Raw genomic sequence first — 26,052 nt, 5'->3', positions numbered from 1 at the left:
CTCGTGTCCGGGGCCCGGGAGAGAATGGACGCATGGGACACGGTGACGGCAGAGGGCGCATGGTGTCCGCGGCCGATGCCGACGACACCGGCACCCGCATCCTGCATGTCGATATGGACGCGTTCTACGCCGCGGTCGAGGTGCTCGACGATCCGAGTCTGCGGGGCCTGCCCCTCATCATCGGCTCGCCGGACGGTCGTTCCGTCGTCTCCAGCGCCTCGTACGAGGCGCGGCGCTACGGCGTTCGGTCCGCGATGCCCGTCTCGCAGGCTCTCCGCCTGTGCCCGACGGCCAGGGTGGTACCGCCGCACTTCCCCCGCTATCAGGCGGTCTCGCGCCAGGTGATGGCGATCTTCGAGTCGTTCACCCCGCTGGTGGAGCCCCTGTCCGTCGATGAGGCGTTCCTCGATGTGCAGGGCGTGCGTCGGCTGTGGGGGAGCCCGGCGAGGATCGCCGCGCAGATCCGGGAGCGCGTCTCGGCGGAGGTCGGCATCACGTGCTCTGTGGGCGTGGCCGAGACGAAGCACGTCGCCAAGATGGCGTCGACGATCGCGAAACCCGACGGCATGCTCGTGGTATCGGCCGCGGAGACGCTCGACTTCCTGGCCCCGCGGTCGGTGCGCGCGTTGTGGGGTGTGGGGCCGAAGGCGGCGGAGGCGCTGGAGGCGCGAGGCATCCGTACGATCGGCGACATCAGGGCGACCACGGCCGACATGCTCGACCGTGCAGTGGGCCCGGCGCTGAGTGCGCGGCTGGCGCAGCTCTCGTGGGGCCGGGATGCGCGGGCGGTGGACACCGAGCGCGTGGAGAAGAGTATCGGACACGAGGAGACGTTCGACGTCGATGTCGACGACCGCGCGTTCCTGCGTGCGGAGCTGTTGCGGCTGGCCGATCGCGTGGGCGCGCGGTTGCGTCGTGCCGGGTGGGAGACGTCGACCGTGTCGATCAAGATCCGCTTCGCCGACTTCCGCACGGTCACCCGGTCGCAGACCCTGAGCGACCCGACCGCCGTGAGCCAGCGCATCGGGGAAGCGGCGCAGAGTCTGTTCGAGCAGATCGATCGGCGCGATCCGATCCGTCTGGTCGGCGTGCGGGCCGAGAGACTGCAGCCGGCGGGCGGCTCCGCCCTGGCGCTCTGGGACGACGACGAGGACTGGCGCCGCGTGGAGGGGGCGGTGGACGAGGCGATCGCCCGCTTCGGGACGGCGACGATCAGCCGCGCGCGTCACATCGGTCGCGGCGAGGGTCGCGGGGCCGCGCGGCATCCGAAAGATCACGGCATCGCGGATTGAGGGGCGCGCACGCGGGCGGGGTCGGCTACCGTGGGAGCATGCCGAACATTGCACTGGAACTCGGGAAGCAGGTCGCGTCCTTCGGCGTGAAGAGCGCGTACGGTGAGCCGCAGGATGTCGACGGCGTGAGCGTGACGCCGGTCGCATTCACCTACTCCGGTTTCGGGGGCGGCAGCGGCGACGGTGCCGAGGGCGGCGGCGGGGGCGGTGTCTCGATTCCCGTCGGCGTCTACGTGCGCCGCGAGGAGGGGCTCCGCTTCGAGCCGAACATCGTGACGCTGCTCGTCGTGGCGGTGCCCTTCGTGTGGGTCACCGGTCGTGCCCTCACGCGCATCATCCGTGCCCTCAAGAAGTGACGATCCCGTCGCGGCGGCGCTTCGCCAGGCCGCGGCACTGATCGCGCAGGACATCCGCGGCCTCGCTGCGGCGAACCCGATGGTGGTCATCGACGGCGGGAGCGGTGCTGGCAAGACCTCGCTGGCGGAGCTGCTCGCGCGGAACTGGCCGCTCGTCGGACGGGTGCAGGTCATCGCCCTCGACTCGCTGTACCCGGGCTGGGACGGCCTGGAGTCCGGCGCGGAGCGAGCGGTGGACGGAATCCTGCGGCCGCACGGGCGGGGCCTGCTCGGCTCCTGGCGTCGGTGGGACTGGGAGCAGAACACGGAGGCGGAGAGTCATGCCGTCGACCCATCGCTCGGTGTGATCGTCGAAGGCAGCGGCATCCTCCGTCCGTCGACGGCCGACCTCGCCGATGTCCGCATCTGGGTGGAGGCGGGGGAGGAGTCGCGAAAGGCGCGCGCGCTCGCGAGGGACGGCGACACGTACCGACCGCACTGGGAGCGGTGGGCGGCGCAGGAGCGTCAGCACCTCCTGCAGCACCACCCGCGCGAGCTGGCGACGCGCATCGTCACGGTGCCGTGACCGCCGGTATCCGGTCTCAGGCCCCGATGTCGTCGGCCGCTTCGATGAGCAGTTCGAGCCGGTAGCCGAGCCAGTCGTACACGGCCATCGCCTCACCACCCGCGACGGGCTCCTCCACGGTGAGGCCGAGCCGCGTCGCGATCACCAGACGGATGGCGGTGAGGGTGCGCAGCCAGGCGTCGATGTCGCTTCGCCGGATCGTCACCTCCCGGGGCTCGCGGGCCTGTTCCGGCGTGAGCGGCGCCTCCGGGTCGAAGGCGGAGAGCGCCGACCGCACGGTGCGCGCATCCAGGACACGCCGGTCGGTCACGTCGTCGCGAGTGGCCGCTGCGAACGCGGCGGCGGCCCCCTCGTCGTCGGGATAGGGGTTGGGCGTCAGTCGGGCGATGGCGGGGTCATTCGGATCCTGCTCGGCGATGAGGGCGAGGAAGTCGTCGACGATCCGCAGGAGCTGGGCGCCCTCGATGGCGGCGACGGTGAGGATGAGGGGGGCGGTCATGCGGATGCCTTCCGCACGGTCGCCCAGAGCCCGTAGTCGTGCATCGCCTGCGCGTGGACCTCCATCGTCTCGCGCGGCCCTGTCGCCACGATCGCGTGGCCCTCGTTGTGCACGGCGAGCATGAGTGCGGTGGCGTGCTCCTCGGTGTAGCCGAAGTAGGTGCGGAAGACACGGACCACGTAGCTCATGAGGTTCACCGGGTCGTTCCAGACGACGACCTGCCAGGGCTCGAGCGGTGCGGCGGACAGATCCGTGCTCTCGTCGAGATCGGGGAGTGCCGTGCTCATCGTCACGCCCATCCCAGCTCGTGCAGGTGCGCATCGTCGATGCCGTGGAAGTGCGCGATCTCGTGCACGAGCGTCGTGTGGATCTCGTCGCGCAGTTCATCGAGGGTCTCGCACTGGGCGAGGTGCGGCTCGCGGTAGACGATGATCCGATCCGGGAGTTCGCCCATGCCGTACTGTGTGCGTTCCGTCAGTGCGAGACCGTCGTACATCCCCAGCAGGTCGAGACTGCCGTCCGCGGGGCGGTCCTCGACCACGAACACGACGTTGTCGAGGCGGTCCACCATGTCGTCGGGCAGCAGGTCCAGCTCCTCGATCACGAGGGCCTCGAATGCGCCGGCGTCCATGTCCATCCAGACCAGCCTAGGGGCCATTCGGGACACCGGTCAGTGCAGCAGGACCAGCAGCGCTGCCACGAGGATGAACAGGCCGCCGAAGACGGCGTTGAGGATGCGCTGCCCGCGCGGCGAGGCCGTCAGGCGGCGGAAGGGCCGGGCCGCCACCGCGAAGAACCCCCACATCACCAGCACGTCGACCACGACGACCGTCGCGATCAGCGCGAGGTACTGGGGAAGCTGTGGCTGGTCGAGCCGGATGAACTGAGGGATGAACGCGAGGAAGAAGACGATCGCCTTGGGGTTGAGCAGGTTGACCCAGAAGCCCCGGCGCATCATCGACCAATGGCTCTCGTGCGCCGGTGCGGGGACGGGCGCGTCGTCGAGCGGTGGTGTCGGGCGGCTGAGGATGAGGCGGAGGCCGAGGAAGACGAGGTAGGCGGCGCCCGCGTAGCGGATGAGGGTGAACAGCACCTCGGAGCGGGAGACGAGCAGACCGACGCCCGCGGCGACGATCACGACGTGGACGATCAGAGCGATCTGCTGGCCGATGATGCCCCAGATGGAGCGTCGCCAACCCTGCGACAGGGAGTTCGACATCGTGTTGATCGCGCCGGCGCCGGGCGTGAAGCTGATCACCACCGACGCGGTGAGGAGTGAGAACCAGACCGCCAGTGACACGGCTCCAGTCTAGAGCCGCACGGCAGCGTCGATCCGCGCCCTGAGACGGAAGAAGCCCGGTTCCGAGGAACCGGGCTTCTTCTCTCCGGGTGAGTAACGGGGCTTGAACCCGCGACCTCCTGGACCACAACCAGGCGCTCTACCAACTGAGCTATACCCACCATGCGCCCGCCTGCGCGGGCAACCCTACGAGTCTATTACATGTTCGAGGTGAACTCCGACACGGTGCGCGTCGCGATCTCCTTGGCGTCGTCGCTCGACGGACCCGGCTCGTCGACGAACACGGCCTCCCGGTAGTAGCGGAGCTCACGGATGGACTCGAGGATGTCGGCGAGGGCCCGGTGTCCGCCGTCCTTGGCCGGGGCCTGGAAGAACACCCGGGGATACCAGCGCCGGGAGAGCTCCTTGATGCTCGACACGTCCACGTTGCGGTAGTGCAGCCACTGGTCGACCTGCGGCATGTACTTGGCGAGGAACATGCGGTCGGTGCCGATCGTGTTGCCTGCGAGGGGTGCCTTGCGCTCGAGCGGGACGAAACGACGGATGTAGGCGAGCGTCTGTTCCTCGGCCTCCGCGAGCGTGACGCCCCGCGGGATCTCCTCGATCAGCCCGGAGGTCTCGTGCATCTTCGTGACGAAGTCGTTCATGTGGGACAGCGCCTGATCGCTCGGCTTGATCACGACCTGGAATCCGGGGTCGAGGGGACGCAGCTCGAAGTCGGTGACGACGACCGCGATCTCGACGAGCTCATCCACGGAGAGATCGAGGCCCGTCATCTCACAGTCGATCCAGACCAGGCGATCGTTCTCGGAGGCAGCTACCATGTCGTCATCCTATCGAGGGCACCGACATCGCCCGCCTGCCCGCGGTACGGTAGGACTGTCCGCCTCCGTAGCTCAGGGGATAGAGCAGGAGCCTTCTAATCTCTTGGTCGCAGGTTCGAATCCTGCCGGGGGCGCTTCCGATCGACGTAGCGACGGCATCAGCAGTGGCGAAGCGCGGCCACGGCATCGTCGGCACGCCAGAACTCTCCGATCAGCCGGAAGCGGCCGGTCGCGAGGTGCAGCCGCTCCGCCCGGTAGCGCAGACCGAGCGGGTCCGGCACGATCCTCAGGTGACCGAGGACATACTCCCGCGAGTCCTGAACCCGCCACAGGTGGTCGGCGGCGCGGACGAGATGCTCCTTCTCTGAGGAGAGACGAGGTGCGGCGAAGGGCACCTCGGGGGCCGTGGCGGACGTTCGTTCAGACATCGATTTCTCCCTTCCTGCAACAACGCTAGGACGGGCCACCGACATTCGCGCCGCGCCGGGACACGCGTCTGACCGGGCTCTTCCTCCACGCTTCGTCGATGTCGGCGATGCGTCCCCACAGCGCGTGGATGCGTCAGTCGATGCTCCTGCCGTCGCCGCAGGCTGGAGACATCCGGAGAGGCTCCGGCGACAGAAGGAGAACAGCATGACCGAGATGATCACCGTCGTGGGGCGAGTGGCGACCGATCCGCATCAGGGGCACACCGGCGCGGGGGTGCCCGTCACCAACTTCCGGCTGGCGAGCACGCACCGCCGCTTCGAACCGACGACCCAGACCTGGGTCGACTCCGAGACCAACTGGTTCTCCGTGGCGGCGTTCCGGCAGCTCGGTCAGAACGCCAGGGCGTCGCTGCGGGTGGGCGACAGCATCGTCGTGACCGGCCGCCTGCGCATTCGGGCCTGGGAGAGCAATGGGAAGCAGGGCACGAGTGCCGACATCGAAGCCGACGCGATCGGGCACGACCTGCGGTGGGGGACGACCGCGTTCCGGCCGTCGCCGAGACGCTCTCCGGAGACCGTGGCGGAGGGGGAGAAGGATGGGGAGCAGTCTCCCGGTGCCGACTCCGCGAGTGGAAGCGCGCGGACGACGGCGAGTGGCCGATCCGGAGACGATCTGGGTGATTTGTGGGGCATCGACGGTTCCGGGGACGGGGGTGCGGCGACGGACCAGGCGTTCCCCGACGGCTTCCTCGGAGCGGGAGCCAGGGTGTCGGCGGGGCAGTAGGGGCAGGCGCGCAGCGTCAGCCACGCACCGTCAGCACGCCGGGCTGTGGGTGTGGGCGACGTAGACTCGGCTCGTGCTCCGAACGGCCCCGTCACTCGCCCGCACCGCCCGCGCGTTCGTCGGAGCCGGTGCGATCCTCGTCCTCCTCGTCGGATGCACGGCCGCTGCCGGCGAGCATCCGACGCCGCCGAGCTTCCTGTCGCCCTCGCCCGCGGATACGGCGACGGCGTCGCCGGCTCTGCAGCCCGAGGGCACCGCGGAAGACAATCTTCCGTATTTCCGGGCGATCGCGGAGGGTGTGTGGGCCTCGGAACAGCGGGCGGAGGGTCGGGCCTATATCGACGCGCTGGTGGCCGCGGGCTTCGATCGCACCGCCATGCAGGTCACGCCCGACCAGACCACCGTGGGTAACCCGGTGGAGAGCCTCCAGTTCTCGGTGCGCTGGGGAGAGGAGTCCTGCCTGGTGGGACAGGTCGGTCCCTCGACGGGACAGGTGGTGGCCGTCGTCATGCCCCAGCTCGCCGAGGGACGCTGCCTGGTCGGGACGACGCGTCCGATCGACTGGTGATGCTTCGATCACGAACCCTGCCGCCGACGGCCGGTAGGCTGGAGTGTCGATCTTCGACGCCAACAGAAGGAGCGGTTTTCGGTGGCTGAGTACATCTACTCGATGGTGCGTGCGCGCAAGGCGGTGGGCGAGAAGCTCATCCTCGACGACGTCACGATGGCGTTCCTTCCCGGAGCGAAGATCGGCATGGTCGGCCCCAACGGCGCCGGCAAGTCGACGATCCTGAAGATCATGGCCGGGCTCGACACGCCGTCCAACGGCGAGGCGAAGCTGTCGCCCGGCTATTCGGTCGGGATCCTCATGCAGGAGCCGGAGCTGGACGAGTCGAAGACCGTGCTGGAGAACATCCAGGACGGCATCGCGATCAAGGCGAAGCTCGACCGCTTCAATGAGATCTCGGCGCTGATGGCCGATCCCGATGCGGACTTCGATGCGCTGCTCGCCGAGATGGGCACCCTGCAGGAGGAGATCGACGCGGCCGACGGCTGGGACCTCGACTCCCAGCTCGAGCAGGCCATGGACGCACTGCGCACGCCCCCCGGCGACGCCGCGATCGCCCCCCTCTCCGGTGGAGAGAAGCGACGTGTCGCCCTCGCCAAGCTCCTGCTGCAGAAGCCGGATCTGCTGCTCCTCGACGAGCCGACCAACCACCTGGACGCGGAGAGTGTGCTGTGGCTCGAACAGCACCTGCAGTCGTACAAGGGCGCCGTCATCGCCATCACCCACGACCGGTACTTCCTCGACCACGTGGCCGAGTGGATCGCAGAGGTCGACCGCGGTCGGCTGATCGGCTACGAGGGCAACTACTCGACGTACCTGGAGAAGAAGGCCGAGCGTCTCGACATCCAGGGCAAGAAGGACGCGAAGCTCGCCAAGCGCCTCAAGGACGAGCTCGAATGGGTCCGTTCCAGTGCCAAGGGTCGCCAGACGAAGTCGAAGGCGCGACTCGCGCGCTACGAGGAGATGGCCGCGGAGGCGGAGCGGACGCGGAAGCTCGACTTCGAGGAGATCCAGATCCCCGCGGGGCCGCGCCTGGGCAACGTGGTGATCGAGGCGAAGAACCTGAAGAAGGGCTTCGACGGACGCTCGCTGATCGATGGCCTCAGCTTCAGCCTTCCGCCGAACGGCATCGTCGGCGTGATCGGTCCGAACGGCGTCGGCAAGACCACGCTGTTCAAGACCATCGTCGGGCTCGAGCCCCTTGACGGCGGCGACCTGAAGATCGGCGAGACGGTCAAGATCAGTTACGTCGACCAGTCGCGCTCGTCGATCGACCCCAACAAGACGCTGTGGGAGGTCGTCTCCGACGGCCTCGACTTCATCACCGTCGGCAAGACGGAGATCCCTTCGCGGGCCTACGTGTCGAAGTTCGGCTTCAAGGGTCCTGACCAGCAGAAGAAGGCCGGTGTGCTCTCGGGCGGTGAGCGCAACCGACTGAACCTCGCGCTGACGCTCAAGGAGGGCGGCAACCTGCTGCTTCTCGACGAGCCGACCAACGACCTCGACGTCGAGACGCTCAGCTCGCTGGAGAACGCCCTTCTCGAGTTCCCCGGCTGCGCGGTGGTCATCACCCACGACCGGTGGTTCCTCGACCGCATCGCGACGCACATCCTGGCGTACGAGGGCACCGACGAGAAGCCCGACCAGTGGTACTGGTTCGAGGGCAACTTCGAGGCCTACGAGCAGAACAAGATCGAGCGCCTCGGGCCCGACGCGGCCAAGCCGCACCGGTCGACCCACCGCAAGCTCACGCGCGACTGACCCGATGACTGCGCCTTCGCCGGGAACCCGCCTGCACATCCCGATCCACCTCCGCTGGGGGGATCTGGACGCGTTCAACCACGTCAACAACACCTCGATGCTCAAGCTGCTCGAGGAGGCGCGCGTCCGCGCGTTCTGGCGGGCGGGTCCCGGCGAGGAGGCGCCGTCCACGGCGGTGCTCGACTCCGGCATCGACGAGGGCATCCTGACGCTGATCGCCCGGCAGGAGATCGAGTACCTCGCGCCGGTGCCGTATCAGCGTCGACCGCTCGAGGTGCAGATGTGGTTCGGCAAGCTCGGCGGGTCCAGTGTCGAGGTCTGCTACGAGGTGCACAACGACCCGGCCGCGGAGCCGCGGGTGCTGTACGCGCGGTCGACAGCAGTGATCGTGCTCGTCGAGGCCGCGACGGGTCGCCCCACGCGACTCACCTCCGAGATGCGCGAGGCCTGGGAGCCGTACGTCGGCCCCTCCATCGAGTACGCGCACCGCTGACCTCGACGGCCGTGTGACCCGCGCCGAACGCTCGGATCAGGATGCCTCCGACGGCACGCGGATCATGATCTCCTGCGCCACGCTCGCCACCAGCGAGCCGTCGCGCGTGTAGATCCGCCCGGTGGCCAGCCCGCGCCCGCCGCGCGCGTTCGGGGACTCCTGCGCGTACAGCAGCCACTCGTCGACGCGCGCGGGACGGTGCCACCACATCGCGTGATCGAGGCTCGCGACCTTGAGCCCCTGGTGTGCCCACGAGACCCCGTGCGCGCGCAGGATGGACTCCTGGATCGTCATGTCGCTCAGGTACGCCAGTGCCGCGCGATGCAGCCGCTGGTCGTCGGGGAGCGGAGCGCGCAGTCGCATCCAGACGGCCTGACGCGGGACCCGGGCATCGTCGTTGGGGAGGTACAGCGGCGACTCGACGTGACGGATGTCCGCGGCGCGATCGGTGAGCATCCGCCGCGCGCCCCCGGTGAGTCCGGGAACGCGATCCTCGTCGGGGGACAGCGTCTCCGGGTCGGGCACGCCCTCGGGCATGGGCTCCGCGTGCTCGACTCCCGGATCCGCATCCTGGAAGGACGCGATCATCGAGAAGATCGGCACCCCGTTCTGGTACGCCTGCGTGCGGCGCGTCGAGAATGAGCGGCCGTCATGGATGCGGTCGACGGCGATCGTGATGCCCTGACTCGCGTCACCGGGCCGCAGGAAATAGCCGTGCATCGAATGGACGGCGCGATCCTCCGGCAGTGTGCGCTCCGCCGCGAGGAGCGTCTGCGCCAGCACCTGGCCTCCGTAGATGCGGCCGCTCGGCATCGGGTGCGAGGAGCCCGTGAAGATGTCCTCGGTCGTCCGGGCCTGGGTGGCGTCGAGGTCGAGAACCTCGAGGAGTCGATCGACGGTCTGGATGGCGTGGTCGTCCGCGCTCATGGGTTCCTCTCCGCGACCGCAGGCGCCGCACCTCTTGGTAGTTTAGAACGCGTGCCGCCTACGCTCCTGCTCGCCGATCCCGACACGGCGAAGGATGTCCTGACGTTCGTGGGCCGCGCCGGTCGCGCGGGCGACGGGGGAGTACGACTTCAGGCCTCGCGCGGGGTCCTGGCGCTGACCACGGCCGTGCTCTCGCCGCAGACCCTGTTCGATCAGACCCCCACGATCCTCGCGATGCGTATCGTGCACGCGGACCCTGAGCTCGAATGCGACCTGGTCGTCGACAGCCTGTCGCCCGCCGACACCCCCGAACGCCTCATGCTGCCGGACACCGGCCTGTCGCCGTCCTGGGCCGGGGTGTCCCCGCCGCGCCAGGGCTGGACCGTGGAGGCGTCGCTGGAGGCGTCCGTCGTCGCGCAGCGCGCACAGTGGGGGATCTCCGCCGTGGCGCGGGGGGCGGGTGCCGGCTCGGGCGAGGAAGCGGTTCGCGCGCTCCGGGCGGCCATCTGGGGCGAGCCCGACGACGATCTCGGCGGGCTGCCGCGCGGTGTGGCGTTCGCCGCGGACGCCATGGGCTTCATCTCGGGCGAGGAACAGGTCGGGGTGTCGCGCGCCGGCCGCTGGTCGCGGCTCGCCTTCCGTCGCGGGCATGTGCTGGCACGAGGCCCCGTGGCGTCCGGGCTCACGGGCGTGCGGGCCACCGGCACCCGAGCCTGACGGCGCTGCCACCACGGCGCGACGGGATGAGCGCCAGGGCCTGATGGGACGGCCGAAGCGCCGGCGTGCCGGCGTGACCCGAGGGGGTGAGCCACGCTCGTCGATCGACCGCGCCGGGGCGTATCCGAGGGTTTCGCCACGAGCCCTGTGGCGCGGGGTCAGTCCGCCGCCGCGGCGGCCGACCTTCCCGCCTGTCGGCCGGAGAACAGGCACCCGCCGAGGAACGTGCCCTCCAACGCCCGGTACCCGTGGACACCGCCACCGCCGAAGCCGCTCGCCTCGCCCGCGGCGAACAGGCCAGGGATCGGGATGCCCTGGGCGTCCAGCGCACGACCGTCGAGGTCGGTGTGGATGCCGCCCAGCGATTTGCGGGTGAGGACGTGCAGCTTGACCGCGATCAACGGGCTGGCGGCCGGGTCCTGCAGCCGGTGCGGCGCTGCCGTCCGGATGAGCTTGTCACCGCGGTAGCCGCGCATCGAGCGCAGCATGCCGATCTGGGCATCCTTGGTGAACTCGTTCTCGATCTCGCGGTCGCGCGCGACCACCTCGCGCCGCACGGTGTCGATGTCGAGCAGCTCGCCACCGTCATGCCGGCTCATCTGCTCCAACAGCGACTCCAGGTCGTTCTCGACGATGAAGTCCTGTCCCTCGTCGAGGAACGCCTGGACGGGGCCGGTCGGGCCCTTGGCGAGCCGCGACTTCAGCAGCAGCCCCACATCCTTGCCGGTGAGGTCGGGGTTCTGCTCGCTGCCGGACAGGGCGAACTCCTTCTCCACGATCTGCCGCGACGTGACGAACCAGGAGTGGTCGTGACCGGTGCGCCGGAGGTGCGCGAGCGTCCCGAGCGTGTCGAACCCGGGGAAGAGCGGCACGGGGAGGCGCGCGCCCGTCGCGTCGAGCCACAGGGACGAGGGGCCGGGGAGGATGCGGATGCCGTGCGCGGGCCACACCGGATCCCAGTTCGTGATCCCCTCCACGTAATGCCACATGCGGTCGCCGTTGATCAGGCGGGCGCCGGCGGCCGCGGTGACGGCCTGCATCGAGCCGTCGACGTACGCCGGGACGCCGGAGAGCATGTGCGCCGGCGGCGTTCCCAGCCGTTCGGGCCACGCCGCACGAACGAGCTCGTGGTTGCCGCCGATCCCGCCGGACGACACGACGGTCGCCTCCGCCGTGATCTCGAACGCGCCGATCACCTCGCGGGAGGACGGCACTCCCCGTTCCGCACCGCTGGAGGCGAGGACGGAGCCGCGGGCGCCGGTGACACGTCCATCCGTGACGATGAGGCTCTCCACGCGGTGCCGCGCGAGCACGGTGAGACGACCGCTGCGCTCGCCCTCCTCGACGGCCGCGGCGAAGGGGGCGACGATCCCGGGGCCGGTGCCCCAGGTGATGTGGAATCGCGGCACCGAGTTGCCCGGTCCGATCGCGCCGTAGCCGCCGCGCTCCGCCCAGCCGACCACGGGGAAGAAGCCCACGCCGAGGCTGCGCAGCCATGAGCGCTTCTCCCCGGCGGCGAACTGCAGATACGCCTCGGCCCAGCGGCGCGGCCACTCGTCCTCCGGGCGGTCGAAGCCCGCGTTGCCGAACCAGTCCTGGGTGGCGAGCTCGAGCGAGTCCTTGATGCCGAATCGGCGCTGCTCGGGGGAGTCCACGAAGAAGAGTCCGCCGAACGACCACCACGCCTGGCCGCCGAGGTTCGTCCGCGGCTCCTGGTCGACGACGATGACCCGGCGCCCGGCCGCCAGTGCCTCGCGGGCGGCGACCAGTCCGGCCAGCCCCCAACCGATCACCAGGACGTCCGTGGTCGGGGGCTTCGTCGTCATGTGTTCTCCGTTGATTCCTGACGTGCGCGGGTCTCGAGCGTCGGGCGCCCGTGGGGAGTCGTGCCGATGCCGGACGGCTCGAATGTGTTCACCATGGCATAGGCGGCGCGCTCCAGGTAGTCCCAGAGCGTGGATTCGTGCAGCGGAGACAATCGAGCCTCGTCGACGGCGGTGCGCATGTGACGAAGCCAACGATCACGCGCGTCGGGGTCGATGTGGAACGGCATGTGACGCATGCGCAGGCGCGGGTGTCCGCGGGTCTCGCCGTACGTGGTCGGACCGCCCCAGTACTGTTCCAGGAACATCCGCAGGCGGTCCTCGGCGGGGCCCAGATCCTCCTCGGGATACATCGGCTTGAGCACCGGATCGAGGGCGACCTCGCGGTAGAACACGGAGACGATCTTCCGGAACGTCTCTGCGCCCCCGACCTCGTCGTAGAACGTCATCTGTCGCCATTCCCCTCGGTCGACGGCTTCTTGCGGCGCCAGATGCCGCGGTCCGGGATGACCGGCACGCCCGTGACGGCGTTCGGCCGGGTCTTCGGCGGGTTCGCCCCGCGTACGCGCCGTGCGCCTTCGAGCCCCGTCGGCACGACATCGGACATGCGCGGTACCGCGATCGCCCTCTCCAGCAGAGCGGCCCGCAGCCGGCGCCGCAGCTCCTGTGCGACGTCGTCTCTGGCGTTCGCCCTGGTCTTGATGACGACGCGGACCACAAGGGCGTCGCCGTCGATGGATTCCAGGCCCCACAGCTCGGGCTTCTCGACGATGCGCGTCCGCCACTTGGGGTCCTTCGCGAGGCCCTGTGCCGTCTCGAGCATGATGTGCTCGACCTGGTCGAGGTCGGCGTCCGGCGCGACGCCGGTGTCGACGATCGCGCGCGCCCAGCCCTGCGACATGTTGCCGATGCGCGTGACCTCGCCGTTGCGGACGTACCAGAGCGTGCCGTTCACGTCGCGGACCTGGGTAATGCGCACGCTCACGTACTCGACCACGCCGCTCGCCAGACCAAGGTCGACCACGTCACCGATGCCGATCTGGTCCTCCGCGACGAGGAACATCCCGTTGAGCACATCTTTGACGATGTTCTGGGCGCCGAAACCGAGACCAGCACCCACGGCGGCGGTCAGCAGCGTGAGCGACCCGAGCAGGCTGGGACTGAGAGCGTTCACGACCAGCACGATCGCGATGACCACCAGCATCACGTTGACGATGTTCTGGAGGATCGTGCCCAGGGTCCTCGTGCGCTGGACCAGACGCATATCGGCGAGCGGAGAGCGTTCGAGCGCCTGGGTGTCGTCGACCGACGCCTTGTTCTTCGCGCTGTCCACGATCCGGTGCACGACGCGCCTGATCACGCCCCGCAGCACGAAAGCGATCACCACGCAGGAGGCGATGATGATCGCGACGACGAGCGCTTTGCCGCCGATGTGTCCGAGCAGGGTCAGCAGATCCTGGACCCAGTCGGGAAGCGGGGTGGGGGTGGGGTCTGGCGTGGTCTCGAGGGGGAGGATCATCGGTGCCGAGTTTACCGAGCGGGCCTCTGCCCCGGCTGGAAGCGCGGCGGCAGAGGCCCGGACGGAGGGTGGCGCCGATCAGTCCTCGGCGTCGCGGGACTGCGCCGCCAGCGCGCGCTCGACGTCGGCGAGGTTCTCCAGCACGAGGCGACGGAGTGCCGGCGGAGCGTCCTGGTGCGAGGACAGCCACGAGCGCGTCGCGTCGCGCAGCGCCACGTCGGCCAGCGCCGTGGGGAACAGTCCGACGATGAGGTACTGGGCGATCTGGTAGGTCCGCGACTCCCACACCGGCAGCAGCATGTCGAAGTACTTCGGCACGAACTCGCCGAGCACCTCGGCGCCTGCGGGGTGCACGAAGCCGAGGGCTGCCGACCGGACGATCGTGTTCGGCGCGTCATCCCGCTCGATCAGAGAGGCCCACGCGGCCTGCTTCGAGGCGGCGTCGGGAAGAGCGGCTCGTGCCTGCGCGGCGAACTCCGCGCCCTTGGCGGTGTTGTCGGCGGCGAGAGCGGCGTCGATCGTCGCGGCGTCCGTCGCTCCGATGGTCGCGAGTCCGACGAGCAGCTGCCAGTTCAGGTCGGCGTCGATCTCGAGACCGGGGAGGGTCTCCTCGCCGGAGCGCAGGCGCCCGACGACGCCGGCGTGCTCAGGGGTGACCAGGGCGTTCGCGAACGCCGTGACGAACTGAAGCTGGCTGTCGCTGCCCGCCTCTGCGGCTTCGGCGAGGGCCCACAGGCCGTCCGCGACCTTGAGCCGCGCCGCCTGGCGCTCCTCGGGTCGCACGTACAGCGTGGCCGCCGTGCGCAGCTGGGCGAGTGTCGTGCGGACCGTGGTCGACTCGGTCTCGCGGCCGATGTTGCCCAGCACGAGGTCGATGTAGTCCGAGGCCGCCGTCTCCGCGTCGCGCGTCTGGTCCCAGGCGGCGCCCCACACCAGGGACCGCGCAAGCGGGTCGTGGATGTCGGCGAGGTGTGCGATCGCCGTCGCCAGCGACTTCTCGTCGAGACGGATCTTGGCGTAGGCGAGGTCGTCGTCGTTCAGCAGGATCAGGTCGGGGCGCGTGAGGCCCTGCAGTTCGGGGACCTCGGTGCGGTCGCCGTCGACATCGACCTCGACGTGGTGGACGCGCGTGAGCGTGCCGTCCTGCAGCGAGTAGAAGCCGATGCCCAGGCGGTGCGGACGGATGGTCGGGTAGTCCGCCGGGGCCGTCTGGGTGATCGCGAAACGCGAGATCTTGCCGTCGTCGCCCTCGGCCACCACGGGCTCGAGCGTGTTGACGCCGGCCGTCTCCAGCCACTTCTTCGACCAGGTGCCCAGGTCGCGTCCACTCGTGGCCTCGAGCTCCGACAGCAGGTCGCTGAGCTCGGTGTTGCCCCACGAGTGCTTCTGGAAGTACTGCGACACCCCGGCGAAGAACGCCTCGATGCCGACCCACGCGGCGAGCTGCTTCAGCACCGAGCCGCCCTTGGCATAGGTGATGCCGTCGAAGTTGACCTGCACGTCTTCCAGGTCGTTGATCTCCGCGACGATCGGGTGCGTGGAGGGGAGCTGATCCTGGCGATAGGCCCAGGTCTTCTCCATCGCGTTGAACGTGGTCCAGGCCTCGGTCCATTCGGTGGCCTCGGCCGTCGCGATGGTGGAGGCCCACTCCGCGAACGACTCGTTGAGCCACAGGTCGTTCCACCACTTCATGGTGACCAGGTCGCCGAACCACATGTGCGCGAGCTCGTGCAGGATCGTGACGACCCGGCGCTCCTTGACGGCGTCGGTGACCTTGCTGCGGAAGACGTAGGTCTCGGTGAACGTGACCGCACCCGCGTTCTCCATCGCCCCGGCGTTGAACTCGGGCACGAACAGCTGGTCGTACTTCGCGAACGGGTAGGGGACGCCGAACTTCGATTCGAAGTACGCGAAGCCCTCACGGGTCTTGTCGAAGATGTAGTCGGCGTCGAGGTGCTGCCACAGGCTCTTGCGGCCGTAGACGCCGAGCGGGATCACACGGCCGGAGGCGCTGGTGAGCTCGGAGAACGTGGACTCGTAGGGTCCCGCGACGAGGGCGGTGATGTACGAGGAGATGCGCGGCGTCGGCTCGAAGCCCCAGGTGGCGGTGACGTCGTCGTCGTGCACGATGGGCTCGGGCGTGGGGGAGTTCGACACGACCTTCCACGCCGCGGGCGCCGTGACCGTGAACTGGAACGTCGCCTTGAGGTCGGGCTGCTCGAAGACCGCGAAGACGCGGCGCGAGTCCGGCACCTCGAACTGCGAGTACAGGTAGACCTCGCCGTCGACGGGGTCGACGAATCGGTGCAGGCCCTCGCCCGTGTTGGTGTAGAGGCAGTCCGCGTCGACGACGAGCACGTTCTCGGCCTGCAACCCGGACAGCGCGATGCGAGAGTCGGCGAAGACCTCCTGCGGGTCGAGCTGCTCGCCGTTGAGAGAGATCTCGCGCACGTCGCGGGCGATCAGATCGATGAAGGTGAAACCGTCGGGCGTCGCGGAGAAGCGCACGACGCTGCGGGAACCGAAGACCTCGGCGCCCTTCGTCAGATCGAGGGCGACCTCATAGGAGTGCGTGTCGATGACATCGCGGCGCTCCTGCGCTTCGATTCGGGTGAGGTTCTCTCCAGGCACAGCTGTACTCCCAGGGGTGAGGGGATGTCACCGGGGTCGGCGCAGTTGGCGCCGACGGCAACCATGACAGCCTACGCCAGTGCGCGAGGCGGGCTCACGCTCTGTGCGCATTCTCCCGGCGGCGAGCGGACACCGGTGCCTCGACGAGGTGGGAGGATGGAGGGGTGACTGCGATCGAGCCGAATGTCGTCCCCTTTGCCTCGCCTGCCGCCGCCAGCGGTGCGCCCTTCGTGACCACGCCCGTCGCGTACGATGCGATCCTCCTCGCCGGCTTCGGTGGCCCGGAGGGTCAGGAGGACGTGATCCCGTTCCTCCGCAACGTCACGCGCGGCCGCGGAATCCCCGATGAGCGGTTGGAGGAGGTCGCGCACCACTATCGTCACTTCGGCGGCGTGAGCCCCATCAACGGGCAGAACCGCGTGCTCAAGGAGGCGCTCGAGCAGGCGCTCGTCGCGCGCGGCATCGAGCTGCCCGTGTACTGGGGCAACCGCAACTGGGCCCCCTACCTCGAGGAGGTCGTGCCCGAGGCGGCGCGCAACGGGCACACCACGCTGCTCGCGTTCGCTACGAGCGCCTACAGCTCGTTCTCCAGCTGCCGCCAGTACCGCGAGGACTTCGCGCGCGTGCTGGAGGAGACCGGCCTCGGGGAGACCGTCACGATCGACAAGATCCGCCCGTTCTACGACCACCCGGGTTTCGTCGAGGCCTTCGAGTCGGGGGTGCGGGAGGCCATCGAGGGCTTCCTGGCGCAGGGCATCGCCGCGCCGGACATCCAGATCCTGTTCTCAACGCACAGCATCCCGACGGCCGACGCCGAGCGTTCCGGCGCCCGCGACATCGACTGGGGCGAGGGCGGCGCCTATGCCGCGCAGCACCTGGCCGTCGCGGCCTGGGTGATGGACCGGGTACGGCAGTCCGTGCCGGCGGCGGCCGACGTGGCCTGGGAGCTCGTCTACCAGTCGCGCTCGGGGCCCGCGTCGCAGCCGTGGCTCGAGCCGGACGTGTGCGACGTGATCGGTGAGCTTCCCGCGCGAGGGCGGCGCGCGGTCGCGGTCGTGCCGGTGGGATTCATGAGCGACCACATGGAGGTGCTCTGGGATCTCGACACCGAGGCGGCGGAGGCGGCGGAAGACGCGGGACTCGCGTTCACGCGCACGCCGACGCCTGGCGTGTCGCCGACGTTCGTCGAGGGGATCGTCGACCTGATCGAGGAGCGGCTGCAGGGGCGTCCGAACGAGGAGCGCGCTCACGTCACGTCGCTCCCCGGCGGCTTCGACGTCTGCCGGCCCGGCTGCTGCGAGAACGTCAGGGCGGGGTTCAAGCCGGCGGCCGCCGGCGTCGCCCCGTGACCGGAACGGGTGTCGGCGGCGACTTCTAGGATGGAAGCCATGCGCATCCACATCGCCACCGATCACGCTGGACTCGATTTCTCCACGCAGCTGCAGGAGCACCTGCGGGCGGCGGGGCACGAGGTCGTCGACCACGGTCCGGTGGAGTACGACGCGCTCGACGACTACCCGGCGTTCTGCATCCGGGCTGCTCAGGCGGTGGTCGCCGATCAGGAGGCGGGCGTCGAGGCGCTGGGTGTCGTGTTCGGCGGATCCGGCAACGGCGAGCAGATCGCGGCGAACAAGGTGCGCGGTGTCCGCGCGGCCCTGGTGTGGAACCTCTCCACGGCCGAGCTCGCACGGGAGCACAACGACGCCAACGTGATCTCCATCGGCGCGCGGCAGCACACGTACGACGAGGTGACCTCCTTCATCGACCGGTTCATCTCGACCCCGTTCTCGGGCGACGAGCGTCATGTGCGCCGCATCGGACAGATCGCCGACTTCGAGCGCGACGGCTCGCTGCTCCCGGATCCGCGGGGCTGACATGCCCGAGGGTCACTCCGTCCACCGCATCGCCCGGCAGTTCGACCGCAACTTCGTCGGCAAGGTGCTCCGCGCCTCCAGCCCCCAGGGACGCTTCGCCGAGGGGGCGGCGATCCTCGACGGGCGCACGGCGACGAGCGTGCAGGCGGTCGGCAAGCAGATGTTCCTGGAGACCGAGGGCGACCTGTGGCTTCGCGTGCACCTGGGGCTCTACGGTGCCTGGGACTTCGCTGGCGAGATCCTCGTCGACCCCACGATCGCGTCTGCGAATGGACGTATGGGTCAGACGAACCAGCGAGGCACCGTGCTGGAGGACCCGATCCTGGACGACGCCGGAGAGAACTCTCTCGCCTCGATCGGCGCCCCGCGACGCACGCGGGTGCACGTGCGCATGTCCGAGCAGACGAAGGGTCTCGCGGACGAGGGGGTGGAATGGCCGCCGCCCGTGGTGGGGCAGGTGCGTCTGCGGCTCATGACCGACATCACGGCCGCCGACCTGCGCGGCCCTACGGCGTGCGTTCTGCAGACGCCCGAGGAGATGCTCGCGACGGTCGCCAAGCTCGGTCCGGATCCGCTCGTCGGTGATCCGGCCGAGAACGAGGAGCGCTTCGTCCGCGCGGTGCGCAAGAAGTCGACGCCCATCGCGCTGCTGCTGATGGACCAGGCGGTGGTGAGCGGCATCGGCAATGTGTATCGCGCGGAGATGCTCTACCGGCAGCGGCTCAATCCGCACACGCCCGGACGAGACGTGCCGGAGGATGTGGTGCGCGCCCTCTGGCACGACTGGGTGCGCCTGCTGGCGATCGGTGTCGAGACGGGTCAGATGATGACGATGGACGACCTGTCGCCCGACGAGTACCGTGCTGCGATGGCGAGCCGCGACGACCGGCATTGGGTGTACCACCGCGCCGGACTCCCGTGCCGGGTCTGCGGCACCGAGATCGCGCTCGAGGAGATCGGCGCGCGCAAGCTCTACTGGTGCCCCCGCTGCCAGGCGTGAGTCCGCGCTGGCGTGTGCGGGCGCCCCTAGGCTGAATCCATGCGACAGAATCCGAGCTTCACGCTCGCCGACGTGACCGAGATCCGGCGCGTGATCGAGGCCAACCCCTGGGCCACCATCGTGAGTTCGACCGACGACGGGCTCGTCGCCTCGCACTATGCCGTGCTGCTCGACGACGACCGCGACGACCTGACGATCGTGGCGCACGTCGGGCGTCCCGACGACCTCATCCACGGGCTGGGGGAGCGGGAACTGCTGGTGGTCTTCCAGGGCCCGCACGGCTACGTGTCGCCCGGCTGGTACGGCGATGTCCCCGCGGTGCCCACATGGAACTACACCGCCGTGCACCTGGCGGGCACACCCGAGATCCTGACGCCGGACGAGAACTTGCGGGTGCTCGACCGCCTCGTGGAGCGGTTCGAGAACGGCATGCCCGAGCCGCGGCTGATGTGGCAGCGTCCCAACGACGCCGCGTTCGTGGAACGGCTCGCCGCAGGGACAGTGGGATTCCGCCTCACCCCCGCGCGCGTCGTCGCAAAGCGCAAGCTCAGCCAGAACAAGCCCGTCGAGACGATCGAGTCGGTGATCGCGGCACTCGAGAGCGAAGGCCCGTACACCAACCGTCCTCTGGCGGCGGAGATGCGGCGCGCTCAGGTGGCGCGCGAGGGGAACCGGGCATGACGGCGCGGAACGACACCGTCGGGACGGTGCGCGCCGTTCGTCTGGCCGGTCCCGGCCGGGAGTTCCTCATCGACGACGAGCCGGTGGACCTTCACCTCGACGGCGGCGTCATCGTCGACATCGCGCCGACCGGCGCCCTGCGACCGCGTGGACAGGTGCTCGACGCCGATGGTCTCTGGGCGGTCCCCGGCTTGTGGGACAACCACGTGCACACGGTCCAGTGGGCGCTGGCGGCGGAGCGGGTCCCGTTGCATGACACGACCTCGGCGGCGGAAGCCGCGCTGCGGATGGGTGAGGCGCCGACGCTCCCCGACGGACGCCGCGTCGGTACGGGATTCCGCGACGCCCTGTGGCCGGATCGGCCGAGCCTGGAGCTGCTGGACGCGACGACGGGAGCGGCGCCCACCTACCTCATCAATGCCGACGTGCACAGCGTGTGGCTGAACACCGCTGCTCTCGCCCGCGAAGGCTTCCGTGCTGACGACGGGGTCCTGCGCGAGGAGGACGCCTTCGAGATCTCGCGCCGCCTCAACGCGGTCGACCCGGCGCACAGCGACGAGGCCGTGCTCCGCGCCGGTGAGGCCGCAGCGGCGCGAGGCGTCACCGGACTGGTCGATTTCGACATGGCGTGGAACGCCGCTGCCTGGCCGCGCCGCGTCCGTGCGGGCTTCGCCTCGCACCGCGTGGAGTTCGCGTTCTATCCCGCAGACCTCGATCGTGCCGTGACCGAAGGGCTGCGTAGCGGCGAGCCGCACGAGGAACCGGACACTCCCGCCGAGGCGCGCGGTCTGATCCGTGTCGGCTCGCTCAAGATCATCACGGACGGGTCGCTGGGAACCCGCACCGCCGCGTGCTCTCACGCCTATCCGGACGACCCCGGCAACTACGGGGTCCTGACGGTACCGGGCGATGAGCTCGTCGCCCTGCTGACCACCGCGACCGGCGCGGGCATCACGGCGGCCGTGCACGCCATCGGCGACCGCGCTGTCACGTCCGCCCTCGACGCCTTCATGGTCACCGGGGCGACCGGTTCCCTGGAGCATGCCCAGCTCGTGCGTCATGCCGACCTGGCGCGGTTCGCGCGCCTCGGTGTGATCGCCAGCGTGCAGCCGCAGCACGCCGTCGACGACCGTGACTTCGTCGAGCACCACTGGGCAGGGCAGACCTCTCTCGGCTACCCGCTGTCGTCTCTGTTCGCCGCTGGTGCCGAGGTACGGTTCGGTTCCGACGCCCCGGTGGCGCCCCTCGACCCGTGGCAGGCTCTGTCGGCGGCGGTCTGGCGCACGGATGATGAGCGGGAATCGTGGCACCCGGAGGAACGCCTCACGGTCGACCAGGCGTTGAGCGCCAGCGTGCGCTCCACGCTCCGCCCCGGGGAGATCGCCGATATCGCGCTCACGTCCGCGGATCCGCGCACCGCAGATGCCGCCGCGTTGCGCGCGATGCCCGTGGCCGCCACCCTTCTCGCGGGCCGCGTGACCCACGTCGGCTGAGCCTCGCGCACGCGGAGAGGGCGGCCCCGGTATCCCGGGGCCGCCCTCTCCGAAGGTGCTGACTGGTCAGGCCGCGATGTGCGAAACGAGGAACCAGCGGTCCTTCTCCAGTCCGCGCTGGATCTCGATCGCGACGTCCTGGCTGGTCAGGTCGACCTCGTCGAGGCCCTCGACGGCCGCCTTGACGTCGACGAGGATGGCGTCGATATCGGCGATGACCGCGCGGATGAGTTCATCCGACTGCGCGAAGCCGGCGGCGACCGACGTCGAACCGGCCTTGTCGGCGACGGCCGAGACACGCGCGTCGATCGGGAGTCCGAGGGCGACGATCCGCTCGGCGGCGGTGTCGGCGAAGTCGCCGGCGTGGGCGACGATGGTGTCGAGGAGTTCGTGGACGCCGACGAAGTTCGCCCCGCGCACGTGCCAGTGCGCCTGCTTGCCGTTGATGGTCAGGGCCTGAAGGCCGAGGACGACGGGGGAGAGGAACTGCGCGGCGCCGGCGGCGACGGTGGGGTCGATGGCGGTGGGGGAATCGGTCTGTGCCTTGCTCATCTTGTGCTCCTCCGGGAGATTCTCGTGTCTGATGGGAACAACGCTACTCAGCTGAGAATGTTCCGCAAGGAAGATGAGGCATCGCTTACCGCCGGGAATCGGCGCGGGACGGGCGACGACTAGAGTCGCTGCATGAGCGACGACGCGACCATCCTGTCTCTGCCCGGCCGCACTCCCGATCTCGACGACTCGGTGTTCCTCGCTGCGGGCGCCAGGGTGATCGGGGAGGTGACCATCGGGGAAGGGTCCAGCGTCTGGTACAACGCGGTCCTCCGGGCGGACTCCGCTGCGATCACGATGGGCGCTGGCAGCAACGCGCAGGACAACGTGTCGATCCATGTCGACAGCGGACACCCGGTCGTGATCGGAGACGATGTCTCGATCGGGCACAACGCCGTCGTGCACGGCTGTCGGATCGGCGACGGTTCGCTCGTCGGAATGGGAGCCGTGGTGCTGTCAGGCGCCCGTATCGGCTCGGAGTGCCTCATCGCGGGCGGCGCGCTCGTACTCGGCGACGCGGAGGTGCCGGACGGCTCGCTGGTGGCAGGCGTCCCGGCCCGCGTTCGTCGCGCGCTGAGCGACGAGGAGCGTGCCGGGTTACGGGAGAACGCTCGGATCTATCGCGGACACGTCGAGACCCATCGCGGTGCGGCGCACGCCGACGCGCCCGGGGAGGAGAGCGGTTCGGACGGGCGGTAGTCTCGGAGGGCAGGGGGCGGTGGCCAAGCTGGTTAAGGCAGTGGGCTCATAACCCAACGATCGCGGGTTCAAGTCCCGCCCGCCCTACGACTCGGATTTGCACGGGATCCATGCCGCCATGGGGCGCACCGGATGAGGAGGCTGAGAGCATCCGCACTCCGAAGGGAAGTCATGCAGCTCTCACCAGAATCCGAGACCGTCGTTCGCGCCACCGCCGGTGTGGTCGCCGAGCACGCCGAGGAGATCACTCGACTGTTCTATCCGCGGATGTTCGCGGCGCACCCCGAGCTTCTCCGGGTCTTCAACCGGGCGCACCAGGCGCACGGTGAGCAGCCGAGGGCCCTCGCCGCCTCGGTCGTCGCATTTGCCGTGTCCCTGATCGATCCCGAGGCGCCCGATTTCACGCCCGCGATGCGGCGCATCGCTCACAAGCACGTCTCGCTCGGGATCCGCGCGCGTCAGTACACGATCGTGGGACACCATCTGCTCGACGCCGTGGGGATCGTGCTGGGCGACGCGGTGACCCCGGAGGTCCGTGCTGCCTGGGACGAGGTGTACTGGCTGTTCGGGTGCTCACTCATCGCGGAAGAGGCTCGACTGTATGCGTTGGCCGGCACCGACCCCGAACACCCGTGGCGCAAGCACCGCGTGGTCGAGCGGATCGCGGAGACCGACGACGTGGTCACCCTCGTGCTCGAACCCCTCGACGGTGCGGTCGCCGATCACCGCGCGGGGCAGTACGTGGCCGTCGCCGTGGATCTGCCGGACGGCTCACGGCAGCCGCGTCAGTACACGCTGTCGTCTGCGCCCGGGGGCGGAGCACTGCGGGTGACCGTGAAACGGGTGCGCGGGATCGATGGTGCGCCCGACGGCCAGGTGTCCACGTGGCTGCACGACAACGCGATGCCCGGCACGATCCTCGACGTCTCACAGCCCGCCGGTGACGTCGTCCTCGATGAGTCGCACGACCCGCTGGTGCTGGTCTCGGCAGGGATCGGCATCACCCCGGTCGCGGCGATGCTGGACGGCGTTCGACGCACGCAGCCCGAGCGCACTGTGCGGCTCTTCCATGCCGATCGCACACCGTCGTCGCACGCGCTCGTCGGCCCCGTGCAGGAGAACCTCAGCGGCCTGGAGGATGCGACGGCGGTGCGCTGGTACTCGTCGGCCCCGACGGACGCTCCTGTCCTCGACGGCGTGCGCGCCGGGCGGATGGACCTGACGGATGTCGAGCTTCCCGCCGGGGCGCGGGTGCTCCTGTGCGGACCCCTCGGCTTCATGCGCGACATGCGCGCGTCACTGCTCGGGCGCGGCGTGCCCGCGGAGCGGATCGACTACGAGGTGTTCGGCCCCGACACCTGGATGCGCCATCCAGCGGACGCGTCTGCGGCGTGAGCAGCGACCGGTCGAGGCCCGGTTCACCGGGGCCTCCGGAGACCAGAACGACAGGAGAGGGCCGTGTCAAGCCCCTCCTGTCGGCCGTCCGGACGCGCCAGCCTCTTTCTGTGCGGCGTCCGCCGCTGAACGGGAGGCAACATGAGCATCGGCACTGGAATCGTGCTCTTCGTGATCGGGGCGATCCTCGTCTTCGCGGTGAACGTCGAGGTGACCTGGGTGAATCTCGACATGGTCGGATACATCCTCATGGGAGCCGGAGTCGTCGTCTTCTTGATCGGCATCGTGCTCCTGGCACGCCGCCGTCGGACCGAGACCGTCTCGCGCACGTATGTCGATCCCGCCACGGGGGAACCCACCACCCGACGGTCGGTGAGCTCGAGCTCCGACGACGGACTCTGAGCGACACGGACGGCTCGCGGGGACCCTGGGCCCCGCGAGCCGTCTGCGTGTCAGCTGATGTCGGCGCCCTCGAGATGCTCCTCGACGAGGGTGATGCCGCCGCTCGAGTTCGCCGAATGGGCGAGCTCCTCGATCCACCGTCGACTCAGTTCCGGCGGCTCGGGAGCGTCGAACACGAAGCGCAGCGGGATGGAGGGGTGCAGCCACAGCGTCGAACGGCCGGGTGCGTCGCCCTCGGGGTGCCGCCAGGAGAGCGTGAAGCTCTCATTGCGACGAAGCTTGGTGGCGATGACGACCTTGAGGTGGGCGAGCGCCCTGTCGTCGATCTGGATCGGGGTCTGAGTGTCTCCGTAGTAGAGGCTTCCCATCGTCAACCGACCTTGGTGCTGCGGAGGACTGCGGTGTTCATGGGGGCTCCTCGAAACATGCTGGGGGCCGGACGGGGTGATCCGGATACTTCGGACTCTAATCGGCTCAGCCGATAGAGCCCGAGAGGGCGCGCAACTCGCCGTCACGCACGAAACAAGTGTGCGCGCGGTGTCAGGTCCGGGGCAACGTCGGCGGCATGGAGTACGCCTCACGATAGGCCGCGGCGAAGCGCGAGGAGTTGCTGAACCCCCACCGCCGCGCGATCGTCGCCACGGAGGCCCCGTTGCGGGCCAGCAGGTCTCTATGGGCTCCGTCTAGGCGGGCCCGACGCAGTGCCTCGGTGGGGGTGATGTCGAGCGCCCGACGGAAGGCGTACTGAAGTCCCCGCGTGGACATGTACGCGGCGGCTGCCACGTCATCGATCGTGATCGGGAGATGGGCGTTGTCGTCGATGTACGCGAGGGCGCGCCGCACCGACGCAGGGGCGCCCGACCGCTGGCTCGGACGCCGCAACGCATCGCTGAACGTCGTCGAGAAGCTCGTCATCGTGAGCATCAGCGCGTGGCGCTCGAACTCCTTCCCGACCAGCGGGTCGACGGGCTCGCCTTCGACGAGCGTGCTCTCGAGGTAGGTGAACATCGCCCCCCACCGGTCGGCGTCGGCGCGGGAATGGGGCGAGAGCCCGGTGGCTTTGAGCTCCACCCGGTCGTCTCCCGTCACCTGACGCATCGTGGCCTGGGCGGCCGACCGATCGAAAACGAGGGCGCGCACGCGGGCTCCGTGCTCCCACGTCGCGTCCACCTGGGTGCCGTCGGTGAGCCACGGCACACCCGCGTCGAGCGGTTGGCGATGCGACCACACCTGCGCGTCCGGAGAGTCGACACGGCACACCAGCAGTTGATCGTCCGGCTGCGTTCTGGCGTGCACCTGTGCGGCGAGGTCGTAACGGAGGACCGTGGTGGCCCCGAGCTCCATCGAACGCCAATCGAAACGGAAGCGATGGGGGTCGACGTCTTCGAGCGTGGCGGACGGCACGAACTGCTTCCAGGTGGGCTCCACCTGCGCGACATCCCTGGATGTGAACTGCACCTTCGGCTCCT

Annotated in this window: 30 protein-coding genes and 3 tRNA genes; 18 read left to right on the top strand and 15 right to left on the bottom strand. The window is 69.4% G+C overall.

The annotated features are described in order from the left end of the window. Window positions 1-32 precede the first annotated feature (32 nt). The 3 genes from DW299_RS17865 to DW299_RS17855 are packed head-to-tail and all read left to right on the top strand — an operon-like array spanning window position 33 to window position 2,213. A complete protein-coding gene (locus DW299_RS17865; protein WP_136037383.1) occupies window positions 33-1,292 on the top strand; it encodes a DNA polymerase IV in 1,260 nt (419 codons plus the stop codon). A gap of 38 nt (window positions 1,293-1,330) precedes the next feature. Further along, window positions 1,331-1,648, top strand: a complete 318-nt coding sequence (locus tag DW299_RS17860) for a hypothetical protein (RefSeq protein ID WP_136031854.1) — start codon at window positions 1,331-1,333, stop codon at window positions 1,646-1,648. Further along, a complete protein-coding gene (locus DW299_RS17855) occupies window positions 1,632-2,213 on the top strand; it encodes a nucleoside/nucleotide kinase family protein (protein ID WP_136031856.1) in 582 nt (193 codons plus the stop codon). The genes DW299_RS17860 and DW299_RS17855 overlap by 17 nt, the downstream gene beginning before the upstream one ends. Before the next feature lie 16 nt (window positions 2,214-2,229). Here DW299_RS17855 and DW299_RS17850 read toward each other — a convergent pair whose 3' ends face one another. The 6 genes from DW299_RS17850 to orn all read right to left on the bottom strand — a co-directional run bounded on the left by DW299_RS17850 (window position 2,230) and on the right by orn (window position 4,836). Next, entirely contained in the window at window positions 2,230-2,712 is a 483-nt protein-coding gene (locus tag DW299_RS17850; protein ID WP_136037382.1) for a DUF2017 family protein, read from the bottom strand. Further along, window positions 2,709-2,999, bottom strand: a complete 291-nt coding sequence (clpS, locus tag DW299_RS17845) for an ATP-dependent Clp protease adapter ClpS (protein ID WP_136031860.1) — start codon at window positions 2,997-2,999, stop codon at window positions 2,709-2,711. Before clpS ends, DW299_RS17850 begins: the two co-directional genes overlap by 4 nt. A 2-nt stretch (window positions 3,000-3,001) precedes the next feature. Continuing rightward, window positions 3,002-3,349: a metallopeptidase family protein gene (locus tag DW299_RS17840; RefSeq protein WP_136037381.1), complete on the bottom strand. Its 348-nt coding sequence runs from the start codon at window positions 3,347-3,349 to the stop codon at window positions 3,002-3,004. 33 nt (window positions 3,350-3,382) lie between these two features. Beyond that, window positions 3,383-4,012 (bottom strand): LysE family transporter, encoded by a 630-nt coding sequence (locus DW299_RS17835; RefSeq protein ID WP_136037380.1) that lies wholly within the window; start codon window positions 4,010-4,012, stop codon window positions 3,383-3,385. Between the two features lie 88 nt (window positions 4,013-4,100). Continuing rightward, window positions 4,101-4,173, bottom strand: a tRNA-His gene (locus DW299_RS17830). Between the two features lie 36 nt (window positions 4,174-4,209). Then, entirely contained in the window at window positions 4,210-4,836 is a 627-nt protein-coding gene (gene orn / locus DW299_RS17825) for an oligoribonuclease (RefSeq protein WP_136031865.1), read from the bottom strand. 61 nt (window positions 4,837-4,897) lie between these two features. On the opposite strand from orn, the gene DW299_RS17820 reads away from it, so the two are divergent. Beyond that, window positions 4,898-4,970, top strand: a tRNA-Arg gene (locus DW299_RS17820). A 24-nt stretch (window positions 4,971-4,994) separates the two neighbouring features. Here the strand turns inward: DW299_RS17820 and DW299_RS17815 are convergent. Next, window positions 4,995-5,264, bottom strand: a complete 270-nt coding sequence (locus DW299_RS17815) for a hypothetical protein (protein ID WP_136031867.1) — start codon at window positions 5,262-5,264, stop codon at window positions 4,995-4,997. A gap of 205 nt (window positions 5,265-5,469) precedes the next feature. On the opposite strand from DW299_RS17815, the gene DW299_RS17810 reads away from it, so the two are divergent. From DW299_RS17810 to DW299_RS17795, 4 genes are all read left to right on the top strand, one after another. Next, entirely contained in the window at window positions 5,470-6,048 is a 579-nt protein-coding gene (locus DW299_RS17810; protein WP_136037379.1) for a single-stranded DNA-binding protein, read from the top strand. 73 nt (window positions 6,049-6,121) lie between these two features. Further along, window positions 6,122-6,616 carry a DUF6993 domain-containing protein gene (locus DW299_RS19575; protein WP_240745446.1) on the top strand — a complete coding sequence of 165 codons (495 nt, stop codon included), beginning with the start codon at window positions 6,122-6,124 and terminating at the stop codon, window positions 6,614-6,616. An 81-nt stretch (window positions 6,617-6,697) separates the two neighbouring features. Continuing rightward, entirely contained in the window at window positions 6,698-8,377 is a 1,680-nt protein-coding gene (gene ettA, locus DW299_RS17800) for an energy-dependent translational throttle protein EttA (RefSeq protein ID WP_136031871.1), read from the top strand. Between the two features lie 4 nt (window positions 8,378-8,381). After that, window positions 8,382-8,870: an acyl-CoA thioesterase gene (locus tag DW299_RS17795; RefSeq protein WP_136037378.1), complete on the top strand. Its 489-nt coding sequence runs from the start codon at window positions 8,382-8,384 to the stop codon at window positions 8,868-8,870. Between the two features lie 36 nt (window positions 8,871-8,906). On the opposite strand, the gene DW299_RS17790 is transcribed toward DW299_RS17795, so the two are convergent. Then, window positions 8,907-9,797 carry an acyl-CoA thioesterase gene (locus DW299_RS17790; RefSeq protein ID WP_136037377.1) on the bottom strand — a complete coding sequence of 297 codons (891 nt, stop codon included), beginning with the start codon at window positions 9,795-9,797 and terminating at the stop codon, window positions 8,907-8,909. Between the two features lie 51 nt (window positions 9,798-9,848). Here DW299_RS17790 and DW299_RS17785 point away from each other — a divergent pair, with 51 nt between their 5' ends. After that, window positions 9,849-10,514, top strand: coding sequence for a DUF8185 domain-containing protein (locus DW299_RS17785; RefSeq protein ID WP_136031878.1), 666 nt, complete (start codon window positions 9,849-9,851; stop codon window positions 10,512-10,514). A 158-nt stretch (window positions 10,515-10,672) separates the two neighbouring features. Here DW299_RS17785 and DW299_RS17780 read toward each other — a convergent pair whose 3' ends face one another. From DW299_RS17780 to pepN, 4 genes are all read right to left on the bottom strand, one after another. Next, complete coding sequence (locus DW299_RS17780) at window positions 10,673-12,340, bottom strand: FAD-binding dehydrogenase (RefSeq protein ID WP_136037376.1); 1,668 nt, start codon at window positions 12,338-12,340, stop codon at window positions 10,673-10,675. Continuing rightward, window positions 12,337-12,786: a globin gene (locus DW299_RS17775; protein ID WP_136037375.1), complete on the bottom strand. Its 450-nt coding sequence runs from the start codon at window positions 12,784-12,786 to the stop codon at window positions 12,337-12,339. Before DW299_RS17775 ends, DW299_RS17780 begins: the two co-directional genes overlap by 4 nt. Continuing rightward, window positions 12,783-13,856 carry a mechanosensitive ion channel family protein gene (locus DW299_RS17770; protein ID WP_136037374.1) on the bottom strand — a complete coding sequence of 358 codons (1,074 nt, stop codon included), beginning with the start codon at window positions 13,854-13,856 and terminating at the stop codon, window positions 12,783-12,785. Before DW299_RS17770 ends, DW299_RS17775 begins: the two co-directional genes overlap by 4 nt. 78 nt (window positions 13,857-13,934) lie before the next feature. Next, window positions 13,935-16,487 (bottom strand): aminopeptidase N, encoded by a 2,553-nt coding sequence (pepN, locus tag DW299_RS17765; RefSeq protein WP_136037373.1) that lies wholly within the window; start codon window positions 16,485-16,487, stop codon window positions 13,935-13,937. A gap of 164 nt (window positions 16,488-16,651) precedes the next feature. Between pepN and DW299_RS17760 the strand changes: the two genes are divergently transcribed. Genes DW299_RS17760 through DW299_RS17740 form a run of 5 tightly spaced genes read left to right on the top strand, consistent with a single transcriptional unit; the run spans window position 16,652 to window position 21,535 of the window. Then, window positions 16,652-17,836 (top strand): ferrochelatase, encoded by a 1,185-nt coding sequence (locus DW299_RS17760; RefSeq protein ID WP_136037372.1) that lies wholly within the window; start codon window positions 16,652-16,654, stop codon window positions 17,834-17,836. A 39-nt stretch (window positions 17,837-17,875) separates the two neighbouring features. Continuing rightward, window positions 17,876-18,361: a ribose-5-phosphate isomerase gene (locus tag DW299_RS17755; protein WP_136037371.1), complete on the top strand. Its 486-nt coding sequence runs from the start codon at window positions 17,876-17,878 to the stop codon at window positions 18,359-18,361. 1 nt (window position 18,362) lies between these two features. After that, entirely contained in the window at window positions 18,363-19,361 is a 999-nt protein-coding gene (locus tag DW299_RS17750; RefSeq protein WP_136031893.1) for an Fpg/Nei family DNA glycosylase, read from the top strand. Between the two features lie 39 nt (window positions 19,362-19,400). After that, window positions 19,401-20,042: an FMN-binding negative transcriptional regulator gene (locus DW299_RS17745; protein ID WP_136031895.1), complete on the top strand. Its 642-nt coding sequence runs from the start codon at window positions 19,401-19,403 to the stop codon at window positions 20,040-20,042. Then, window positions 20,039-21,535 carry an amidohydrolase gene (locus DW299_RS17740; protein ID WP_136037370.1) on the top strand — a complete coding sequence of 499 codons (1,497 nt, stop codon included), beginning with the start codon at window positions 20,039-20,041 and terminating at the stop codon, window positions 21,533-21,535. Before DW299_RS17745 ends, DW299_RS17740 begins: the two co-directional genes overlap by 4 nt. 66 nt (window positions 21,536-21,601) lie before the next feature. On the opposite strand, the gene DW299_RS17735 is transcribed toward DW299_RS17740, so the two are convergent. Further along, entirely contained in the window at window positions 21,602-22,087 is a 486-nt protein-coding gene (locus DW299_RS17735; protein ID WP_136037369.1) for a Dps family protein, read from the bottom strand. A 132-nt stretch (window positions 22,088-22,219) separates the two neighbouring features. On the opposite strand from DW299_RS17735, the gene DW299_RS17730 reads away from it, so the two are divergent. The 4 genes from DW299_RS17730 to DW299_RS17715 all read left to right on the top strand — a co-directional run bounded on the left by DW299_RS17730 (window position 22,220) and on the right by DW299_RS17715 (window position 24,583). Then, window positions 22,220-22,786: a gamma carbonic anhydrase family protein gene (locus DW299_RS17730; RefSeq protein WP_136037368.1), complete on the top strand. Its 567-nt coding sequence runs from the start codon at window positions 22,220-22,222 to the stop codon at window positions 22,784-22,786. A gap of 13 nt (window positions 22,787-22,799) precedes the next feature. Continuing rightward, window positions 22,800-22,873 (top strand) — tRNA-Ile (locus tag DW299_RS17725). Window positions 22,874-22,918: 45 nt separating this feature from the next. Next, complete coding sequence (locus DW299_RS17720) at window positions 22,919-24,181, top strand: globin domain-containing protein (RefSeq protein WP_275090601.1); 1,263 nt, start codon at window positions 22,919-22,921, stop codon at window positions 24,179-24,181. A gap of 141 nt (window positions 24,182-24,322) precedes the next feature. Beyond that, window positions 24,323-24,583 (top strand): DUF6458 family protein, encoded by a 261-nt coding sequence (locus DW299_RS17715; protein WP_136031905.1) that lies wholly within the window; start codon window positions 24,323-24,325, stop codon window positions 24,581-24,583. Window positions 24,584-24,633: 50 nt separating this feature from the next. On the opposite strand, the gene DW299_RS17710 is transcribed toward DW299_RS17715, so the two are convergent. Both DW299_RS17710 and DW299_RS17705 read right to left on the bottom strand, forming a co-directional pair. Beyond that, the gene (locus DW299_RS17710; protein ID WP_136037366.1) at window positions 24,634-24,951 is read right to left on the bottom strand and encodes a DUF7882 family protein; all 318 of its coding nucleotides are present in this window, start codon (window positions 24,949-24,951) and stop codon (window positions 24,634-24,636) included. A gap of 172 nt (window positions 24,952-25,123) precedes the next feature. Next, window positions 25,124-26,041, bottom strand: a complete 918-nt coding sequence (locus tag DW299_RS17705; RefSeq protein WP_136037365.1) for a helix-turn-helix transcriptional regulator — start codon at window positions 26,039-26,041, stop codon at window positions 25,124-25,126. Window positions 26,042-26,052: the final 11 nt, after the last annotated feature.

It is taken from the genome of Microbacterium sp. K35 (assembly GCF_004794375.1).
GTDB classification, from domain to species: Bacteria; Actinomycetota; Actinomycetes; order Actinomycetales; family Microbacteriaceae; genus Microbacterium; species Microbacterium sufflavum.
The sequence above is the reverse complement of the archived record's forward strand: the minus strand, read 5'-3'. Positions and strand labels throughout refer to the sequence as shown.

Coding starts and splice junctions, on each gene's coding strand:
- DW299_RS17750 (WP_136031893.1), top strand. CDS start 18,363: ATGCCCGAGGGTCACTCCGTCCACCGCATCGCCCGGCAGTTCGACCGC.
- DW299_RS17770 (WP_136037374.1), bottom strand. CDS start 13,856: ATGATCCTCCCCCTCGAGACCACGCCAGACCCCACCCCCACCCCGCTT.
- DW299_RS17780 (WP_136037376.1), bottom strand. CDS start 12,340: ATGACGACGAAGCCCCCGACCACGGACGTCCTGGTGATCGGTTGGGGG.
- DW299_RS17790 (WP_136037377.1), bottom strand. CDS start 9,797: ATGAGCGCGGACGACCACGCCATCCAGACCGTCGATCGACTCCTCGAG.
- orn (WP_136031865.1), bottom strand. CDS start 4,836: ATGGTAGCTGCCTCCGAGAACGATCGCCTGGTCTGGATCGACTGTGAG.
- DW299_RS17745 (WP_136031895.1), top strand. CDS start 19,401: ATGCGACAGAATCCGAGCTTCACGCTCGCCGACGTGACCGAGATCCGG.
- DW299_RS17715 (WP_136031905.1), top strand. CDS start 24,323: ATGAGCATCGGCACTGGAATCGTGCTCTTCGTGATCGGGGCGATCCTC.
- DW299_RS17775 (WP_136037375.1), bottom strand. CDS start 12,786: ATGACGTTCTACGACGAGGTCGGGGGCGCAGAGACGTTCCGGAAGATC.
- DW299_RS17720 (WP_275090601.1), top strand. CDS start 22,919: ATGAGGAGGCTGAGAGCATCCGCACTCCGAAGGGAAGTCATGCAGCTC.
- DW299_RS17815 (WP_136031867.1), bottom strand. CDS start 5,264: ATGTCTGAACGAACGTCCGCCACGGCCCCCGAGGTGCCCTTCGCCGCA.
- DW299_RS17730 (WP_136037368.1), top strand. CDS start 22,220: ATGAGCGACGACGCGACCATCCTGTCTCTGCCCGGCCGCACTCCCGAT.
- DW299_RS17850 (WP_136037382.1), bottom strand. CDS start 2,712: ATGACCGCCCCCCTCATCCTCACCGTCGCCGCCATCGAGGGCGCCCAG.
- DW299_RS17755 (WP_136037371.1), top strand. CDS start 17,876: ATGCGCATCCACATCGCCACCGATCACGCTGGACTCGATTTCTCCACG.
- DW299_RS17840 (WP_136037381.1), bottom strand. CDS start 3,349: ATGGACATGGACGCCGGCGCATTCGAGGCCCTCGTGATCGAGGAGCTG.
- DW299_RS17860 (WP_136031854.1), top strand. CDS start 1,331: ATGCCGAACATTGCACTGGAACTCGGGAAGCAGGTCGCGTCCTTCGGC.
- clpS (WP_136031860.1), bottom strand. CDS start 2,999: ATGAGCACGGCACTCCCCGATCTCGACGAGAGCACGGATCTGTCCGCC.
- DW299_RS17740 (WP_136037370.1), top strand. CDS start 20,039: ATGACGGCGCGGAACGACACCGTCGGGACGGTGCGCGCCGTTCGTCTG.
- DW299_RS17735 (WP_136037369.1), bottom strand. CDS start 22,087: ATGAGCAAGGCACAGACCGATTCCCCCACCGCCATCGACCCCACCGTC.
- DW299_RS17710 (WP_136037366.1), bottom strand. CDS start 24,951: ATGGGAAGCCTCTACTACGGAGACACTCAGACCCCGATCCAGATCGAC.
- DW299_RS17810 (WP_136037379.1), top strand. CDS start 5,470: ATGACCGAGATGATCACCGTCGTGGGGCGAGTGGCGACCGATCCGCAT.
- DW299_RS17865 (WP_136037383.1), top strand. CDS start 33: ATGGGACACGGTGACGGCAGAGGGCGCATGGTGTCCGCGGCCGATGCC.
- DW299_RS17795 (WP_136037378.1), top strand. CDS start 8,382: ATGACTGCGCCTTCGCCGGGAACCCGCCTGCACATCCCGATCCACCTC.